This is a genomic window from Sphingobium sp. KCTC 72723 (assembly GCF_014280435.1).
Lineage (GTDB): Bacteria > Pseudomonadota > Alphaproteobacteria > Sphingomonadales > Sphingomonadaceae > Sphingobium.
The window spans coordinates 2,675,079-2,693,953 of record NZ_CP060388.1 but is presented as its reverse complement, the minus strand read 5'-3'; the positions used below and the strand labels follow the sequence as shown (position 1 = coordinate 2,693,953).

The window sequence follows — 18,875 nt, the reverse complement described above, 5'->3', positions numbered from 1 at the left end:
TCAAAAACAACGAAAATACGACAATCGGGAGGACATATGACTTATCGATACTTACGCAGCGCGGCTCTGTCGAGCGTAGCGGCCATCGCGCTTTCTACAACACCGGCGTTTGCCCAAGCGGCCGCGCAACAGAGTGTCGAAGGCGCGGCGGCCACTGCACCCGAAACGACAGGCATCGCCGACATCGTCGTGACCGCCCAGAAGCGCGCGGAATCCGTGCAGGACATTCCCATCGCCGTATCCGCCATCAGCGGCGCGGCGTTGGCCCAGCGCGGTTCGACGGACCTGACTGCGATCGCCTCCACCGTCCCCGGCCTTAACGTCTCCGAACAGGTGGGACAGGCCCGGCTGACCCTGCGCGGGATCGGCGTCGACAATATTTCGACCGGCGCGGAAAGCAGTGTCGCCTTCAATCAGGACGGCGTGTTCTTCTCCCGCTCGGCGGCCGCCCTCGCCTCCTTCTACGATGTCGAACGGGTCGAGGTGTTGCGCGGACCGCAAGGGACGCTCTATGGCCGCAACGCCACTGGCGGCAGCGTCAACATCATCACCAACCGCCCCACTTTCACCACCAAGGCGGGCGTCAGCCTGACCTACGGTAATTATGACGCCATCAACGCGGAAGCCCATTATTCGACGGGCCTGAGCGACAAGGTCGCGATACGGCTGGCGGGCCAGATCCAGAGCCATTCCGGTTACGGCGAAAATCGTCTGACGGGCGCAGACGTCGATAACAAACATTCGCAGGCAATCCGCGGACAGTTGCTGTTCGAGCCGACCGAGCGGCTGACGATCCTGCTGGGGGCCGATTATTATCACCAGAAGGACAGGTCGAACATCTATCATTATTTCGGTCCGGCCGGTTTCACCGCGTCGGGCGATCCGGTCACGCCGACCGGCCTGCTGCTCGGCGGGTTCGATCCTGGCCCACGCAACGTGGCCAGTGTCCGTGAGCCGTCCAACAGAGCCGAATTCTGGGGTGCGCGCGCTGATATTTCCTATGAGCTGAGCGACACGCTCTCGCTGCGTTCGCTCACCGCCTATCGCAGCAGCACGTTCCTCGTGAACTCGGACCTCAATCCGCTGGGCCTCGACCTTTTCCCGATCACCTTCGGCGAGACGTCGGACGAATATACGCAGGAACTGCAACTCAATCTAGACACCGACCGCAACAAGCTGGTCGTCGGCGCCTTCTATATGCACGAAACGATCGACGGCTTCATCCAGGGGCCGCTCAATCTGCGTACCGTGGGCGGCCCGGACCTGTTCGTCCAGGGTTTCTACTCTGGCGGACGCCTCAAGACCGCCGCCGCCGCCGTCTTCGCGCAGGACAGCTACTCGATCACCGATGCCCTGCGCCTGACGCTGGGCGCGCGCTATAGCTGGGAAAAGAAGAAAGTCGCCGACCAATTCGACTTCAATTTCGATGATCTGTACGATCCCGCCGCAGGTCCCCGCTTTCCGGCCAACCGGGACAGCAAGACCTTCAAATCCTTCACACCCAAGATCGGCGTCGATTTCGACATCGCGCGCGACTTCATGATCTATGCCTCCTACTCCAAGGGCTTCAAGGCGGGGACGTTCAACCTGGGTTCGACCGGTCCCGCACTCGAACCCGAAAAAGTCGACGCCTATGAAATAGGCCTGAAATCGACTCTGCTCGACGGCCATCTCCGCGCGAACCTGTCCGGCTTCTATTATGACTATTCCGATCTTCAGGTGGGCAAGGTTCAGGGGCAATTGCTGGTCTTGGAAAACGCTGCGGCTGCCGAAATTTACGGTGTGGAGGGAGAGTTCACGCTGGAGCCTGTGCGCGACTTCATCCTCACGCTCAACGCCAGTTGGCTGCATACACGTTTCAAGGATTATGTGACGGCGGATCAGGCGCGACCAGCCGGGGACGGCACGACACTGGACGAAAATGGCGTCCCCGCCTTCGACCTTTCAGGGAACAGCCTGCCGCAGGCACCAAAATATACGATCGACCTTTCGGCCCAATATAGCATCGACGTGCCCGGCGGTTCGCTGACAATTCGGGGCGAAAGCAACTGGTCTGACCGGATCTATTTCTCGCCCTTCAACCTCAATCATGTGTCACAGCCCGCGTTCAGCACCCAGAACGCCTTCGTCACCTACCGCACCGACGGCGGACTGCGACTGACGGGCTTCATCCGCAATATCGGCAATGAAACTATCCGCGCATCCGGGCAGGTCGCAACGACCCTGCTTGGCTCGCCGGTCATCGGTTTCGTCAAGCCGCCGCGTACTTACGGACTGACGATAGCTTTCGATTACTGAGCCAAGACTCGAACGGTAAAGCATCGCGGCCAAATCTGTTGAGGATCGACATGGCAAACCATCCGACATCTGCCCGACCTGTTTCATCGCGTCGGCAATTCTTCTCGACGGCTGCCGGTGCTGCGGTTGGCGGAGGGCTGGGCTTTGCTGCGGGCGCGACCATGTCGCGCCCGGCGGGAAATGCTGTCGAATGGGCGCAGGAGACCGACATATTGATTGTCGGGACGGGGGCGGCTGCGCTGTCGGCAGCCGTTGCGGCCGTGAACCAGGGCGCGTCGGTGATCATGGTGGAGAAAGGCCCCACCTATGGCGGAACATCGACCAAGTCGGAAGGCGGCATGTGGGTTCCCAACAACCGCTTCCTGCGCGCCAAGGGCAAGGTGGACGACCGTGATGACGCCCTGCGCTACATGGCCCGCTGTGCCCGGCCGCACCTCTATCGTAGCGGAGCGCCCTTCTTTGGCATAGCGGAGCCGGAATATCGGCTGATGGAGGCATTTTACGATAATGCGTCCAAGGCGTTCGAGTTCATGGAAAGCATCGACGCGCTCAAGACTACGCAGATCCTGCAACTGCCTGACTATTATGAGGGGCCAGAGAATAAGGTTCCTCTTGGCCGTCAGATTATGACGCAAAAGCCCGATGGCAGTTATGGCCTGGGCGTCGAACTGGTGCGGCAGCTCAAGGCCTGGCTGGATGAGCGCAAGGTCATGTTTCTGCTCAAGCACCCCGCACAGGCGATATTGCGCAATGGAAACGGCGAAGTGATCGGCCTGGAATTGGCCACGCCTAATAAGGCGATCGTAAGGCTAAGGGCGCGCAAGGCGGTGATTTTCGCCACCGGCGGCTTTGCGCATAACAAGGAGATGATGCGCAATTTCCAGCCGGCCCCGATCTACGGGACGTGCGCGGTTCCCACCAGCGAAGGCGATTTCATCACGATGGCGCAGGCCGTCGATGCGAAGCTCGGCAACCTCAACAATGCTTGGCGGATGCAGGTGGTGATGGAGCATACGCTCGATCTGCCCAGTGTTCCCAAGGGCATCTGGCAGCCACCCGGCGACAGCATGGTCATCGTCAATAAATATGGCGAGCGCGTGGTCAATGAAAAGCATAATTATCACGACCGGGCGAAAGTGCATTTCACATGGGATGCCAATCGGGAGGAATATCCAAACCAGTTCCTGTTTATGATCTACGACCGGCGCGTCGCCGATTTGTTCGCGAACAATTTCCCTCTGCCAGTCGCAGGCGCGCAAGCCTCCTACGTCATCCAGGCCGACAGCCTGCCCGCTCTGGCCGTCGCGGTCCAGGCCCGCCTGGACCGTCATGCCGACCGCTGGGGTGAGGTCCGCCTCGACGGTGGCTTTTCGGCGAACATGGCCAAGACGATCGCTGCGTTTAACGAATATGCGCAGGCCGGCACCGATCCGCAGTTCCGCCGCGGTGCCTTCCAATGGGACAGGGACTGGCTCAGCTACACGTCGATCCCGCGCGAAGGCACGTCGTGGACAAGCGGTGGGACGCCCAACGCCACCATGTATCCGCTTCAGGCGCAAGGCCCCTATTACGCCATCATCCTGGGGTCGGGCGTGCTCGACACCAACGGCGGTCCTGTCATCAATCCCAAGGCGCAGATAGTGGATACGTCGGACGTTCCGATCCCAGGTCTGTACGGCGCGGGCAACTGCATTTCGTCACCGGCTGGCCGAAGCTATTGGGGCGGCGGATGCACGCTCGGCCTGGCGATGACCTATGGCTATCTGGCGGGAATGAACGCGGCCCAGGAGCGGGTGAAGGATGACGCTGGCGTAAAATTACCCGCGGCTGCGCGAGGATGATGCAATGAAAAATAAGCGATGGCCAAATGCCTGGCAGCGTGGATGGACTTTGGCCTGCCTCTCGATGGCATTGATCTGTGGCTGCTCGGACGTCGGGAAGCAGGTCGCTGACAAAGAGGCGGAGAAGCCGCAGAGCGTATCGGAAGGTCCGGATTTCAGTAGGGATATTCAGCCGATTTTCGACGCCAATTGTGTGGCGTGCCATCAGGCGCAAGGAGCTTCGGGCAACCTGAATCTGGAAAATGGGTCAGCTTATGCAGCCATAGTGGCGGTGAAGAGCGGGGAAAGCATCCTTCCCTATATCGCGCCGGGCCAGCCAGAGCAGAGCTACCTCATCCGCAAGGTGGAAGGCACGCATGTCCAGGCCGGCGGATCGGGAGAGCGGATGCCTCTGACGGGCGCGCTGGATGCAGAGTCGATCGCCAGACTGCGCCGCTGGGTGAAAGCTGGCGCCCGGCCGGACTAACGATAGCGAGAGACTGGCACGTTTCCCCGTTCCCATAGCTTCATAGTCAAGGACACGATAATGGATGAGGAATCGACGTTCGATCTGGTGGTGGTCGGCTCTGGCGCGGCCGGCCTCACCGCCGCAGTCGTGGCGGCGCATCGCGGCCTGTCCGTTCTTGTGATCGAGAAGGCGGAGACGTTCGGCGGCACCACGGCGCGGTCGGGCGCGGTTGCCTGGATACCGAACAACCCGCATATGGCCGCCGCCGGTCTGCCCGACAGCCCGGAACAGGCTGACGACTATCTCCGCGACCTGATGGGCAGTTTTTATGACGAAGCAAAGATCGGCGCTTTTCTGAAACATGGCCCGGACATGGTCAGCATGATGGAGACGCACAGCGCCCTACGCTTCGACAACTGGCATAGCCTGGATTACGAGCCGAACCGCAAGGGCGCCGCGCGAGGGCGCAGCATCGGCGCAGCCGAATTCGACGGTCGGCGCCTTGGCAAGGATTTGGCGCGGATCAGCCCCGGACTTCCCAGTCTGACCATCTTTGGCGGTATGCAAGTCGCCTATGCCGACGTCGCGCATTTCGGGACGGCGCTTCGAAATCGTGCAGCTTTCTTGTATACCGCGCGAAAGGTGGGGCGCTACATCCGTGACCTGCTGCGTCACGGTCGTCCAACCCGGCTCGTCGGGGGGAATGCGTTGATCGGCGCGCTACTATTTACGGCACGAAAAAAGGGTGTGACCCTTTGGCAATCAGCGCCGATGCAGAGACTGCACATTGAAGGGCGCGCTGTACGGGGCGTGATCCTGTGCCAGAATGGCAAGGAACGACTGGTTCTCGCTCGGCGTGGAGTGATATTGGCGAGCGGCGGCTACGGCGGCAATGAAGCGATGCGCCATACATTCCTGCCGCTTACCGTTCCAGGCTACACTCTCCAGCCTGACACAAATGTTGGTGACGGCCTTATGGCAGGCGAACAAGTGGGCGGACAAATCGTCCCGAACAATGTCGCCAACGGAATTTGGGCTGCGCTGTCAACCATGGAAGATCGGCGCGGCAATCCCCTCCACCATCCGCATATCTTCCGCGACCGGGCGTTTCCGGGCTTCCTGATGATCGACCCGACTGGACGACGTTTCGTCAACGAAGGCACATCCTATCAGGCCTTGGGCAATGTGATGATCCGTAGGAACATGCGTTCAGCGTGGATAATCTGCTGCCACGACGCATTGCGGACCTATGGCTTGGGTTATGTAAAACCCGCGCCGCTACCGTACAAAAATTATATCCGCAACGGATATTTAAAGACGGCACCCACAATAGCTGCCTTGGCTGACCAGCTCGGCATCAACGCAACCATATTTGCCGAAACCATTGATCGCTTCAATATCTTCGCGCGGATCGGACAGGATCCCGATTTTCACAAGGGGGAAGACGCCTATACTGTCGAACAAGGTGATTCCATGCACTACCCCAATCCTGCTGTAGGTCCGGTGGAGCCGGGTCCGTTCTATGCCGTAGAAGTCCGGCTGGGCGAGTTTTGCACGGTAAATGGCCTGGAAACCGATTCCTCTGCCCGTGTGTTGGATGCAGAGGCCCGTCCCGTTGCAGGTCTCTATGCTGTCGGGATTGATGCGAATTCTCTCTTTCGTGGCGCCTATCCAGGGGGCGGGGCGAGCATAGGTCCCAGCATGACATTCGCCTACATTGCTGCCATGGATGCCGCTAATTGATGACGTCCGGGCTATGGCGCTTCTGGCATAATCGGTCGTTTGATGCGGCGACTGTAAATGGCAATTAAATCCTAGCCGCCGCCTACTGATATCGACCCTTACCGGACTCTCAGCGGACAAATTCGCGTTCTCAGGAGCAGACAGTCTGCAATGCCGCGCTAGTTCCTGGGCTTTCAGAGCCGTGCAAGACTATTGGCGAGATCACTCTGCTTGAATGGCTTGGCTAGCCTGGGCAAATCCGGCGCGATGCCGTTTGCCTCTGCGTAGCCGGAAATGACCAGCACTGGAACGTCCGTCCTCGTTCGACGCAGGTACGCGGCAAGATCGGTGCCACTTATACCCGGCATCATATGATCCGTGACCAGAAGATCGATAGCCTGAGGACCGTCGAGCAATCGGATCGCCTCCTCCCCAGAACACGCCTCAAGGACCGAGTAGCCTAGTTCCACCAACATATGCGCTGTACTTGCCCGGACGAGATCCTCGTCATCAACGACCAAAACCACACCCCGGTCCTGTTGAGACATCTCTATGTCGGCAGCAGGCGCCTTCCCGGGTAAGGCATCAGTTACAGGGAGCCAGAGGTGGACTGCAGTCCCCCGGCCGATCTCGCTGTCGATTTCGAGGCCTCCTCCCAACTGGGCGGCAAGTCCATGCACCATCGACAGGCCAAGGCCAGTCCCCTGCCCCACCCCTTTGGTGGTGAAAAACGGCTCAATGGCCTTAGAGATAGTCTCCTGATCCATGCCAAAACCGGTATCGGTGACGCTCAACCGTACATAAGTGCGTCTTATCAACCCTACAGGGTTATCGGGACCAACTGCACACGTGCTTGCGCTGACGGTGAGCGTGCCTCCTTCTTCCATCGCGTCACGCGCGTTCACCGCCAGATTGAGGAGAGCCATCTCGATTTGATTGGCATCCGCATTCGCCGGCATCAGATCCTCGGCAATGTTCAGGATCACCTGAATGCGCGGCCCGCATGTGCTGGTGATGAGATCGCGCATCCCCCTGACAAGTTTGTCCACGTCGATGGCGGTCGCCTGCAATGGTTGGCGCCGCGCAAACGCCAGCAGGCGCTGAACAAGCGTTCGTGCCCGATCAGCGGATTTGATCGCACCGTCGATCAGCCGCTGCTCACGGTCGGTCCCGACCCCTTTGCGCCTCAGCAGATCGAGACTGCCAACGATCGGGGTGAGCAGATTATTGAAATCATGAGCAACACCGCCTGTCAGTTGCCCCATGGCTTCAAGTTTCTGCGATTGACGAAGAGCCTCCTGTGCAATTTCGAGTGAGCGCGTCCGCTCATCTACGCGTTCCTCGAGCGTCTCGTTCAAGCGCCGGAGCCTATCCTGGCTCTCCCGGAGAGCGTCTTCCATCTTCCGCCGTTCCGAAATGTCGTTGAACAATACCGCCACTTGCGCAGCCGAAGGGTCGCCAACGCGAAAAGCATAAACCTCGTACCAGATGTCGCCCAAGGCCTCGGCATGCTCCTCGAATCGAACATGGTCTCCTGTTTTGGCCACATTGCCATATATGTCGAACCAGTGCTGTTCGTGTGCCGGAACCAGCTGTTGCATGGACTTTCCGACAGCGTCTTCCAGCCCAGTTTGGCGAACGAACGCGGGATTTGCCTCGATGAAAATGTAATTGATTGGCCTGTCTGCAGAATCGAAAACCATGTTGATGATGCAGAAGCCCGCATCAATCGATTCGAACAGCGAACGATATTTTGCGGCTCCGCGGTGTAGCTCCTCAAGGCGCGACCGTGCCTCATATTGCCGCCTGCGCCCGCGCAAGGCGGATTCTGCAAGACTGACAAGGGTGGTCGGATGAAAGGGGCGTTCGAGAAACGTAACGTTTCCAAGAACGTCCAATAGCCGCTTCGCGGCAGGATTCCTCTCGATGCCGCCCCCTTTCTGCGTCAACAGAACAAAGGGAAAATCTGACCACTCCTGCTGCTCGTCCAGCCATTGCGCCAAAGGCGCAAGATTGGCCGAGCGCAATCCCTCCTCGGTCAAGAGCGCAAACCCTGCCCCAACTTGGAGTTCTGCGATCAATTCGCCAAGGGAGCTGGTTGCCACTGACCTGATTCCCGCGTCTTGCAGCAGAGAAGATGCGATCACGGCATCCCGCCCGTTGGGTGCGAGTATCACGGCCCGTTCCGAGAGAAAGGGGATCACCCGCGTTCGTCTTCGAGCAGCGGGGAGTTGGCTTTGTCACCGACAAACGTTGGCACACCGCGCAATACGCCCTGAAAGTCTGTCAGCGGATCACCAAGCCTGATGCCGTAGCTGCCGATACGATATTCACGAATGGTATCTTCATGGGCGCCTGTGCGCTTCTTGATAATAGAGATGGCTCGCCGCACCCTCCCCAGCGCTTCAAAATAGCGCAGCAGGATTACCGTGTCCGCCAGATAGGTGACATCGACCGGCGACCGCATATCGCCCACAAGGCCGTGCTGGGCCACCGTCAGGAAGGTGGTTGCCCCCTTGCGATTAAGATACTGCAGCATTTCATGCATATGCAGGATAAGCGAATTCTCTTCCGGCATCGCCGCCTGATACCCATTCAAACTATCCACGACGACCGTGCGGGCACCATGCGTCTCGACGCAGGTTCTGACACGCTGCGAAAATTCGCCCGGCGACAATTCGGCTGCGTCGACCTGCTCTATCAGCAGGTCACCTGCATCGACCATTGCCTGCATATCGATGCCGAGCGTCATTGCCCGATCGAACAACAACGTGATTTCTTCGTCGAAGACGAACATCGCTGCCCGTTCACCGCGTGCGATTGCGGCTGTAACGAATGTCAGAGCCAACAGGGATTTCCCCGTACCAGCAGGCCCCAGAACCAAGACACTGGAACCACGTTCCACACCGCCACCCAACAAAGCGTCCAGTTCGGCAGACTCGCTTTTGACGACGTCGCGCGAGAAACTGGTCTTATGCTCAGCGGAAATCAGCCGCGGAAAAACCCGCACGCCGCCGGTGTCGATGAGGAAATCATGAAAGCCGCCACGAAAGCGACGCCCGCGGTATTTGATTACACGGAGTCTACGCCGCTCTGGCCCATAATCCGGAGCGAGCTCCTCAAGTCGAATGACCCCATGGGCGACACTGTGAACGGTCTTGTCGGCCACATCGGCCGTCAGGTCGTCCAGCATCAGCACCGTTGCGTTCTGCGTCGAAAAGAAGTGCTTGAGCGCGAGTATCTGGCGACGGTAGCGAAGCGAACTTTGGGCGAGCAGGCGAATTTCCGATAGGCTGTCAAGCACGACGCGGTCGGGCTTGACCCGGTCGAACACTTCGAAAATACGGCGGGTCGTCTCGCCGAGCTCAAGGTCTGATGAGTAGAGCAGGCTCTGCTGCTGCTGCTCATCCAGAAGGCTTTCAGGCGGAACAAGCTCAAAGACCTCGACGCCTTTGAGATCCCAGCCATGTGACTGGGCGCCCTCGCGCATTTCATCTTCGGTTTCAGACAGGGTGATGTGAAGCGACCGCTCCCCCCTTGCGGCACCCTCCATCAAAAACTGCATGGAAATCGTTGTCTTGCCCGTGCCAGGGCTGCCTTCGAGGAGGAAAACACGGCCACGGGTGAGGCCTCCTGCCAATATATCGTCTAGGCCGCCTACTCCAGTCAGCGCCAAATCAGTCGAACGTTCCACCATGCTATTCTCGTGCCCTCCTATGCGGACCGCCCCATGCAGCTCGCACCTCCGCCGTAAATCGATCATCTTGCCGGGCTATATACGTTTCTGGAACGCTTTCGCTGCATCGGCCAAGCGCAAGAGAACGACGCGGCCGCTAACGACCGTCGGCCCCGCTGGCAAATTGGGCGCAGTAGTGCTCAGTCTCTGCGGCGGAACGCGAAAGCGAAATGACACTGGATTTGTCGCCAATATGAGGAATGCAGGTCACAATCTTCTGCGCGGGGCGGCAGACGGTTCCGGGACTGTCTAATTTACATAGCCGTGACCTTCGACCCTTGTCGGACGCTCAGCGCCCGATTTTTGATCCCCAGCAGCAGACGTTCCGCTTTTTCAACAGATGCCGACCAGAACCGGTCGTTTATATAAGAAGGTGAATTTTCAATCCTTGACGGAAGCTGCCGACCGGGCTGCGCGAAGCCGATGATCGGCAAGACGTATCAAACTCGGGCGGCAAATCTTGGCATTTCTAGGAGCGGACAGACGAGCCTTGTTCGGCTTAGCGACTGTGGCGATAAGTCACTCGTGAACACAACTCCTGAAGCGCGAGCTCGTGAGGTCGTCGACGGGCAGCTTGCGGCAGCGGGTGGTCGTGCAATGACCGCGCTGACGGGCACGTCATTGACGAACGCCGACAGTATCGCAAGGGCAGGTTCCAGATAGACCGATAGACCAGCGTGAAGCGGCCGTCTTTGCCGCCGGCCGTAATGGCTTCGTCGAGGAAGCGGCGATCACCGCCTCTCCTGTAAACCGCGACGTTCGCGAGGAAACTTTGTTTGAGATCGGTATCCCGAGTTGATTGCCGAAATGGCCGATAGGTGAGAACGACAACTCGTAGTCGAGTGAACAGGGAACGGGCCGTACCCAACGACCCGGCGCTCATGCTAAAACACCCTTCCCGGCCAAGGTACTCGACCCGCTGGGTCAGCCACTGGCACAAGCGCCATGAGGCGAGAGATATCTGCTGGCTGGGCTAGTCCCGTCCCGGGGTTTAACACAGAGGCGCCTCCTCCAGCGATGCCATGCCGGAACGCTTGTTCAGGCTCCCAGTCGCAAGCTAATCCATAAACCATGGCGGCAAGGAAACTGTCGCCTGCGCCCACCGCGCTCCTTGCCTGGATGTCGAGGGCCGGCAGGTAAAGCGTTCCCTCTCGTCGTGCCAGCACCGCACCTTGATGGCCGAGCGTCACCGCGACGAGATCCGCCTCTCCGCGCGCCACGATGGCCATCGCCTCTTCCGCGATCGCCTCTGTCGAAAGAAGCTCTCGGCCAGCCAGTTGGGCAAGCTCGCCCTGACTTGGCTTAACGAGTAGGACTCCGCCTGCTTCAGCGAGGCCCGCACGCAATGCCGGGCCTGACGTGTCGAGCACCATTCCGATGCCGCGGCGTCGCAGCCGTGCTGCTACAAGCGCGTAGAAGTTTGCCGGCACGCCTCTCGGTAACGATCCGCTCGCAACCATGATGTCGCAGTTCACATCGTCCATCAGATCCAGGCAAGCCCGCCATTCGGCTTCGCTGACCGTGGGACCCTGCGGTGTGAACCTGTATTCTTTCGCGGTTTCAAGCTCGAGAGCGGACGTTGCGATGCGCGTATGCCCTGTAATCCTAATGCGGGAGTGGACCAGCTGGTGCAGATCCACCAAGCCGTCGAATGCGTCACCGGTCGCACCGCCGGCCAAGTAGATGCACCGTGCATTACCGCCCAAACGTACGAAGACACGCGCAACGTTTATACCCCCGCCGCCGGGGCAATAATGCTCCGCGACCGTGCGCATCTTGTGAGTATGGACCATTTGATCCACTTCGTAGGCCACGTCGATCGTGGGATTCATCGTCAGGGTGGCAATGTTTTTCATATCGATCCTTTGCCGTTCTGGCGCTGCCTGTAGCGTTGGGCGGACTGGGCCGAGTACCTTGGAGCTTGACCGAGCCTGCTGATTGCTAACGGGTGTTTCGCTACTGCTTCTTGCTGGCGGTGACGAAGGACATGCACATGCTTGATGAGCCTTACCGGTCCACGCCGATCTTCGATGAAGTGACCTTGCCGAAGGCCCTGCGACGCGACCACCGCACCAAGGCGGGGACGTGGGGCCTCATCCGCGTTCTTCGCGGAACCCTCAAGCTCACCATTTTGGAGCCGGCCAGCGAAATCCTGGTCACGCCTGGCGCGCCAGCGGTCATTCTGCCCGAACAGACTCACTTCGTTGAACCTGTGGGCCCGATGGAAATGCAGGTCGACTTCTTCGATCACCTGCCTCGTCTCGGGGGATGATATCTTCATGTCGTCGCCGCGCTTGGCGTCTTGGCCTTCGCCGTGACGAAATAGAGGACCATGATCGCGACCAGGAGAGCGAGGGTCAGTGCTGGCCCATACCAGTCGGCCTGCACTATCCGCGCTGCTATCATCGCGAGGCAGATCAGGACGCCTAGCACCGGAACGACGATTGGCGCATTGAAGCAGCCAGGGATATCGCCTTCCCTCAGCTTGAGGACGATCAGCGCAGCGTTGACCAACGCGAACACGACTAGCAGCAGCAGCACCGTGGCGCTTGCCAACTGAGCTATGTCCCCAACGAACTGCATCGCGACAACGACGACCAGCAGCGCCCCGATGGCGATGTGCGGCGTGCGGCGCGTGATATGGACCGTGCCCAGAACGGCCGGGATCAGTCCCTGCTGAGCCATTCCGTAGAGCAGCCGCGAGCCCATCACGTAGTTCACCAGGGCCGTGTTCGAAACGGCCGCAATCGTGATGACGGTGAATCCAACTGCTGGAAACCAAGGAGCGGCTCGTTCAACAACGAGTTTTAGCGGGCCCGGCGCGCTGGCAAGTTCAGCCCACGGCACGACGGAGACCGCTGTGATCGCGACAGCCATGTATATCACCGATGCGGTGAGCATCGCGCCAATGATGCCGATCGGCATGTTGCGCTCGGGACGCTCTACCTCTTCCGCGACGTTGAGCATGTCTTCGAACCCAAGGAATGAGAAGAACGTCAGGATCGATCCCTGTAGGAGCAGCCCGAGCGTGAGATCGCCATGAGCATTCCCAGGTATTTTAGGGACTTCGAAAAGATCGGCCTGGCCCCAGAAACGGGCGCCCACCGCGATGACAAGCAACAACCCGAGTGCGGAAACCACCGTGAAAGCTGTGTTCACCCAGACCGATGTCGTGATGCCCCGAAACACGATCCCGTCTAAAAGCAGGAGGAACACGACGCCGATCAGCACTATCTCTGTCGGGCTGGATAAAACGGTGAACCCGAAGTCGAACCCGACGAGCGTATTCAAGTTCTCTGCCACGACCTTGGCCTGGGTCGCGATTGAGGCGAGGCCAGAACTAAGGACGGTCAGTCCGACCAGGTAGCTCAGCCATGGCGCACCGTATGCGCGCTGCGTCGCATAAGCAGCACCCCCGGCTTTGGGGTAGCGCGATGCAATCGACGCATAGCTGATGCCGGTAAGCAGAGCGGCGACCATGGCGACGAGGAATGCCATCCACACGGCGCTACCCATGGTCCCGGCCGCCTTGCCGATGAGACCATAGATGCCTGTGCCCAGCATGGAGCCTAAACCATAGAGCAGAAGCTGTCCGCCACCGATGGTACGCCTAAGCTCAGTCACTTCTTGGGATCGCTAGTAGTCCCGGTGCCAGAGCCCTCAGCTGTGAACAGCGTGAGCTCCTTGCCAGTGCCCCCACTGCGAAGGGACTCGCGTGTTACAAGCAAAGTGGAACCGGGAACGAGTGCCCCGGCAAGAAGGAGCCGAAAGGCTTCGGGCATATGCCCCCGCGCCCTCTCGGAAACAGTCATTTCGCTCGTCTCATTGGCCTGCCCGGGCAAAGGAAGGCGCAGCCAGCGAAGGCGTGTCCCATCGAGGCCTGCGAAGGTGAAGGCTTCAGTCGTGACAACCGCCCCGTCTATGTCAATGCCACTCGAGCCAATCTCGACGCCGCGCCGCATTACGACGATGCGGCGATCGCGGCCACTAACTACGATCGATAGCGGCCCGGTGGGGGAACGCTCGGGCTGCCAGCGGTAGGCCGTTCGTGCAGGAGTTTGCTCTGCGCCCGGCGGCGTGAGAATTGGCGGGGTCCCGACCACCTCCGGTGCCAGCGGATCATTGGTGATGACCACGGTGAGACCTAGCTTGGTGACCTCAAACAGCAGCTTGGCAAACGCGAGTGGCAACCTGACGCAGCCGTGGGAGGCAGGATAGCCGGGCAGGTTGCCCGCGTGCATCGCTATGCCCGTCCAGGTCAGGCGCTGCATGAACGGCATGGGAGCGTTGGCATAGAGGTTCGATTTGTGATCGACCTCCTTCTGCAGGATCGTGAATATTCCGGTTGGCGTGTCGTAGCCTGCTTTGCCCGTCGACACGGTCGATACGCCAATCGGCACCCCGTTCCGGTAAGCGTAGGCGCGCTGGGTTTGGAGGCTGACGATGATGGTGACCGGTCCATCCGGCGCAATCTCGGGCGCCCAGATATATTCTCCGGCCTTTAGATGCTCAATCGGTCCGTCAACGGGGATAGGCGCCTGAGCGTTCGCTGCGGCATAGGCCGAGCTGATGAGGAATGCTCCGAGCGCCCATATTATAGCTTTGCGGCGGTAGTGGCCGACGCCTGCTGCAAAGTATGCATGATTGCTGGGAAGACGACCTGCCAGCGCGATCATGCCGCTTGCGGAAGGCGTGCAACAAACGTCGCGCGGGTGATCGCGACCGATAGCCCAGCAGGGGTCGATGTGCTGCTTATCCGAGCGTCGAGCTGCTTTGCGAGGGCCTTGACGATGGCAGTGCCCAGGCCGCCTTTGCTTGGCGGCACATCACTGGTCTTGCCTACGCCATTATCCGAAACCGTCAGTGACCAGTCACTGCCTTGCACTTCATACTGAACTAAAATGCGGGCGTCGGGTCGGGGAGTCGGAAAGGCATATTTGATCGCATTGATGACGAGCTCTGTGACGATCAACCCCAGGCTGATGGCATCGGCCGAGGCAATGATGCTTTCGTCTGTGACGACATCGAGCACAATCGGTCTTCCCTCACCAATCATGGATGCCGAAAGGCCGCTGCCGAGTTTCACCAAATAGGCACCCACTTCGATGCGGTCGATACCTTCGGATGCATTGAGGTGCGTCTGCACTGCGGCCACAGACATGACCCGCTCGCGGGCATCCTCCAGATGATGGCGCGTCTCCTCGGAAGTCACGGATCCCGCCTTGAGCGTGAGAATGCTGGCGATGATCTGCAGACTGTTGGCGACCCGATGCTGCATTTCCTGGAACAAGATGCGCTGCTGGGCGAGGAGATGTTCGGTCTGCGCATTGAGCGCAGCCTTCTCTTGCTCGATCTGGCGCCGGAGGGTCACATCCTGAAACGCCAGCAGGATATTGGCGGTGTCCTTGCCTGCATAGGTCACAGTCCGAGCGTTCAGCAGCATGACCTTGCGCCCGATTGCTGGGAAGTCGTGCTCGACCTCGAAGCCTTCCATCGCAGGCTGTCCCGGAATGATCGTTGCTATCAAATGGCGCAGCGCCGGAATGTCCCATTGTCCGTCGCCAAGAGCGAATAGGGATCGCCCGCGAGTTTGGGCTGCGTCGACTTTGAAACATTCATAAAAGGACCGGCTTGCCGCCATGACCGAGAAGCTGTCGTCCAGCACGAGGAACGGCTCTGGGATCGTATCCACGATCGCGAGGGCGAGGGTCTGGGCGTCTTCGAGGTTCTCGAACTGTTTCATGTGAGATTTTCGCTCCGTCGGGCGGGAGCGTGAGACTCTCAGCCACCGACGAGCCAGGAGGACCGGTGGTGACATCCTTCTACACCTGATTGAGCGGTCCGCCTAATTCATTGGAGGTGTCGTTAGGTCATCCGACCTTGCCATGGTATATATGGCGCATCACCCGATCTGATGCAGGCATCCTGTGACCGAGGGACGGTAGCGCTCTCGCCTGAAGGCGGAGCAATGCCATGACCAGATTCAGAATGCCGCTATGAGCCTCCACACATTGGTCGGCCGTCATTCGGTCGATCCGCGGGGCACGCACTGGGAAGCCGGACTGTTCGTTGGCAGATGCCGCACGTGCGGCTGCGCGATGGTCAAGCCGCCCGGAACGACATGGCGGGCAGTTCCACCGGGTGCCGGCCAATGACGCTAAGGGAATCGACGGACCGGATAGTAATAATCGGTGCGGGGCATGTCGGGGCAACGGCTGCCTACGCAATGATGCTCCGGGGCATCTTTCCCGAGATCGTGCTCATCGACGACAACCATGCATTGGCGTCTGCCGAAGCCGCAGATTTGTCGGATGCCAACGCCTTGGCAAGACCGTCGCGTATCTGGGCCGGCACATATGACGACGCTGCGAGCGCGAAGGTGGCCGTCATCACCGCAGGCGCGGCGACCCATGGCGCTGAAAACCGTCTGTCCGTGGCTGCGCGTAGCGCGCAAATCGTGAGGGACTGTGTCAATGCTCTCGACGCTGCTGGGTTTGATGGCATTTTACTGATCGCGGCCAACCCCGTCGATGTGATGACAGCCATAGCGTTCAACTCTGGCAGCCTCCCCGCCAGCCAGGTCCTCGGGACCGGCACGCTGCTCGATTCAAACCGGCTGCGGCAAATGCTTGCCGCACACTTCAATGTCGCAGCGTCCGCTGTGGATGCCGTTGTGCTGGGCGAGCATGGCGATAGCGAAGTGGCGATTTTTTCTGCGGTCCGTATCGGCGGGATTCCCTTGCAGGAGTTTCAGACCGATCGCCCGATACTTGACACCGTCGCTGTCGCGAAAGCTGTGCGTGAATCGGCCTATTCGATCGTGTCTGGCAAGGGGTATACCTCCTTCGGCATTGCGACAGCCATCGTTCGGATTTGCGAGGCAATAATCCGCAACGAGCGCGCGGTTTTACCGATTTCGACCCTCATGCACGGAATCGCTGGTGCTGACGAAATTGCGATCAGCATGCCCTGCATCATTGGCGCAAACGGTGTGGAGCAGGTTCTAGCGCCGCTCCTCAACGCTGACGAGGCTGCAGCGTTCCGATCGTCCTCGTTAACGATCCAGGGCGTGGTGGAGGCTCAGGTCCGGGAGGCCGGGCTGCCGCAATCGAACGAAGTAGCCTGGCTCCGCGACGAAGCGAGAAGCCGTACGACATCTGAGTAACCCGACGCTCGAAAGGCAATGTTCCATGGCGGTCGATCCCAAACATCAGCTCCTACTCTACGTAGAGGATGAAAAGTCCGTGCGGACACCGGTTGCCGAGATGCTCAAGCATGCAGGCTTTGACATCCTGCTGGCAAATAACGGCGTGGAAGCCCTCAACTGCATCGCGACGGACGACGGGCATATTGATTGCGTCGTCACAGATGTGCGCCTCGGCCGCGGCTCGACGGGCTGGAATATCGGTCGCCGCGCTCGGCTGCACGCATCCACTATGCCGATCGTCTATACCAGTTCGTCGACCGCGGCTGAATGGATGGCTTATGGCGTGCCCATGAGCGAACTGGTGATCAAGCCATTTAGGCCAGCGCAGCTTATCGATGCGCTGTCCTCGGTCGCAGCCAGAGTACGCGCTGCCATTCCCCCTGTCGTCCGCCGAACATCCAAGCCGGTGGCGCTGGACAGCGCCATCTCGCTGAAGACGGGCAGCCGCCAAATCTCGGAGGAAACGATATGACGCAATCGGAAAATGTCTCACCGATCACGACCCGATCCGGCGCCCATTTTCATGTCCGGCGCGCACACGTCGGTGATGGCCCGACGATCAAGGCTTTCTTTGCCCACGTCACCCCCGTGGATCTTAGGTTTCGATTTCTCAGCGGGATCAGGGAAGTGAGCCAGGCGCAGATTACGATGCTTGAATGCCCACTACCCAATAGCGACAGCTTTCTTGTGTTCACACAGGACCAGTCCCGGATGGTTGCGACTGCAATGCTGGCTTACGGCGCCGACTTGGAGCAGGGCGAGGTGGCGATTGCAATCCGCGCCGATTATAAGGGCCAAGGCATAGGCTGGGCGTTGTTGGCCCATATTGCGCGCTACGCTGAGACAATCGGGTTGCGGACGCTGGAAGCAATCGAGAGTCGGGACAACCATGCCGCTATCGAGGTCGAATGCGACCAAGGCTTTATCGCCACTGAGTATCCCGGCGATTCCACGCTGATGTTGGTCAGCCGCACACTTGGGCGCCGATGATAGGCAGACGCGGTTCGACCGGCGGCCGCGGGGACCGCTAGCCCAGCAAAAACTCACCGACATAGCATGCAAGGACACCATCGAATGAGATTTCGAACCCAATGCCTGGGCCTCATGAGCGGGGTGCTCGCTTGGGCAGGTGCGGCCCCTGCCCATGGAGGTCGTCAGCTTGTCGACCAGCAATGCTCAGGCTGCCACGCAACAGGACCGGATGGCGTCAGCACCAACCCCGACGCGCCGACATTTCGTTCCTTATATCGCCGCTATCCTGTCGATGCCCTGCGGGAATCATTCTTGAAGGGCTTACAGGTGGGGCATCGCAATATGCCCCGATTCAAACTCACACCTCAGGAAATAACCGAAATCGTCGGCTATCTGGAGGATCTCAATCCCTGCGCCAAGCCTTCGTCCGACAAGGCTGCAATGGCCGCATGTTTTTCGCCGATGGAATAACGGTCTAATCCGCCCTTTCATGCCAACCCCGGAAGCCGCGGTATAAGAGATCAATTATCCGTTTTGCCAGCCCAGCCGCGTTCGCTTCCGCAAGTCCGCTTTTAGTCCCTTACACATAGGGGGGCGGCATCCTCCGCCAAAAGGCGCGACACTGGTGGCCCACGAACGTCGGAAACTGGC

General features: G+C 59.6%; 15 protein-coding genes. 9 read left to right on the top strand and 6 right to left on the bottom strand.

The genetic code is table 11. From position 1 onward, the window contains the following. Positions 1-36 precede the first annotated feature (36 nt). Genes SPBM01_RS13270 through SPBM01_RS13255 form a run of 4 tightly spaced genes read left to right on the top strand, consistent with a single transcriptional unit; the run spans position 37 to position 6,330 of the window. Positions 37-2,298, top strand: a complete 2,262-nt coding sequence (locus tag SPBM01_RS13270; protein ID WP_188062247.1) for a TonB-dependent receptor — start codon at positions 37-39, stop codon at positions 2,296-2,298. A gap of 50 nt (positions 2,299-2,348) precedes the next feature. Next, on the top strand, positions 2,349-4,139 hold the full coding sequence (locus SPBM01_RS13265) for an FAD-dependent oxidoreductase (protein ID WP_262504160.1): 1,791 nt from the start codon (positions 2,349-2,351) through the stop codon (positions 4,137-4,139). Positions 4,140-4,143: 4 nt separating this feature from the next. Further along, positions 4,144-4,605, top strand: a complete 462-nt coding sequence (locus tag SPBM01_RS13260; RefSeq protein WP_188062246.1) for a c-type cytochrome domain-containing protein — start codon at positions 4,144-4,146, stop codon at positions 4,603-4,605. Between the two features lie 60 nt (positions 4,606-4,665). Then, positions 4,666-6,330 (top strand): FAD-dependent oxidoreductase, encoded by a 1,665-nt coding sequence (locus SPBM01_RS13255; RefSeq protein ID WP_188062245.1) that lies wholly within the window; start codon positions 4,666-4,668, stop codon positions 6,328-6,330. Between the two features lie 173 nt (positions 6,331-6,503). On the opposite strand, the gene SPBM01_RS13250 is transcribed toward SPBM01_RS13255, so the two are convergent. The 3 genes from SPBM01_RS13250 to SPBM01_RS13240 all read right to left on the bottom strand — a co-directional run bounded on the left by SPBM01_RS13250 (position 6,504) and on the right by SPBM01_RS13240 (position 11,901). Then, entirely contained in the window at positions 6,504-8,513 is a 2,010-nt protein-coding gene (locus tag SPBM01_RS13250) for an ATP-binding protein (protein ID WP_188062244.1), read from the bottom strand. Then, entirely contained in the window at positions 8,510-10,006 is a 1,497-nt protein-coding gene (locus SPBM01_RS13245) for an ATPase domain-containing protein (protein ID WP_188062243.1), read from the bottom strand. The genes SPBM01_RS13250 and SPBM01_RS13245 overlap by 4 nt, the downstream gene beginning before the upstream one ends. A 923-nt stretch (positions 10,007-10,929) precedes the next feature. Continuing rightward, positions 10,930-11,901: a 1-phosphofructokinase family hexose kinase gene (locus SPBM01_RS13240; protein ID WP_188062242.1), complete on the bottom strand. Its 972-nt coding sequence runs from the start codon at positions 11,899-11,901 to the stop codon at positions 10,930-10,932. A 137-nt stretch (positions 11,902-12,038) separates the two neighbouring features. Here SPBM01_RS13240 and SPBM01_RS13235 point away from each other — a divergent pair, with 137 nt between their 5' ends. Further along, complete coding sequence (locus SPBM01_RS13235) at positions 12,039-12,317, top strand: DUF1971 domain-containing protein (protein ID WP_169574040.1); 279 nt, start codon at positions 12,039-12,041, stop codon at positions 12,315-12,317. A 5-nt stretch (positions 12,318-12,322) separates the two neighbouring features. On the opposite strand, the gene SPBM01_RS13230 is transcribed toward SPBM01_RS13235, so the two are convergent. Genes SPBM01_RS13230 through SPBM01_RS13220 form a run of 3 tightly spaced genes read right to left on the bottom strand, consistent with a single transcriptional unit; the run spans position 12,323 to position 15,788 of the window. After that, on the bottom strand, positions 12,323-13,669 hold the full coding sequence (locus tag SPBM01_RS13230; protein ID WP_262504159.1) for an APC family permease: 1,347 nt from the start codon (positions 13,667-13,669) through the stop codon (positions 12,323-12,325). After that, positions 13,666-14,721, bottom strand: a complete 1,056-nt coding sequence (locus tag SPBM01_RS13225) for a L,D-transpeptidase (protein ID WP_188062240.1) — start codon at positions 14,719-14,721, stop codon at positions 13,666-13,668. The genes SPBM01_RS13230 and SPBM01_RS13225 overlap by 4 nt, the downstream gene beginning before the upstream one ends. Beyond that, positions 14,718-15,788 carry a sensor histidine kinase gene (locus SPBM01_RS13220; RefSeq protein ID WP_188062239.1) on the bottom strand — a complete coding sequence of 357 codons (1,071 nt, stop codon included), beginning with the start codon at positions 15,786-15,788 and terminating at the stop codon, positions 14,718-14,720. Before SPBM01_RS13220 ends, SPBM01_RS13225 begins: the two co-directional genes overlap by 4 nt. A gap of 483 nt (positions 15,789-16,271) precedes the next feature. On the opposite strand from SPBM01_RS13220, the gene SPBM01_RS13215 reads away from it, so the two are divergent. The 4 genes from SPBM01_RS13215 (at position 16,272) to SPBM01_RS13200 (ending at position 18,695) form a co-directional block, all read left to right on the top strand. Then, positions 16,272-17,210, top strand: coding sequence for a lactate/malate family dehydrogenase (locus tag SPBM01_RS13215; protein WP_235955076.1), 939 nt, complete (start codon positions 16,272-16,274; stop codon positions 17,208-17,210). A gap of 25 nt (positions 17,211-17,235) precedes the next feature. Then, positions 17,236-17,724 carry a response regulator gene (locus SPBM01_RS13210; RefSeq protein WP_169574001.1) on the top strand — a complete coding sequence of 163 codons (489 nt, stop codon included), beginning with the start codon at positions 17,236-17,238 and terminating at the stop codon, positions 17,722-17,724. Beyond that, positions 17,721-18,242, top strand: coding sequence for a GNAT family N-acetyltransferase (locus SPBM01_RS13205; protein WP_169574000.1), 522 nt, complete (start codon positions 17,721-17,723; stop codon positions 18,240-18,242). Before SPBM01_RS13210 ends, SPBM01_RS13205 begins: the two co-directional genes overlap by 4 nt. A gap of 114 nt (positions 18,243-18,356) precedes the next feature. Further along, entirely contained in the window at positions 18,357-18,695 is a 339-nt protein-coding gene (locus tag SPBM01_RS13200) for a c-type cytochrome (RefSeq protein WP_235955075.1), read from the top strand. Positions 18,696-18,875 lie beyond the last annotated feature (180 nt).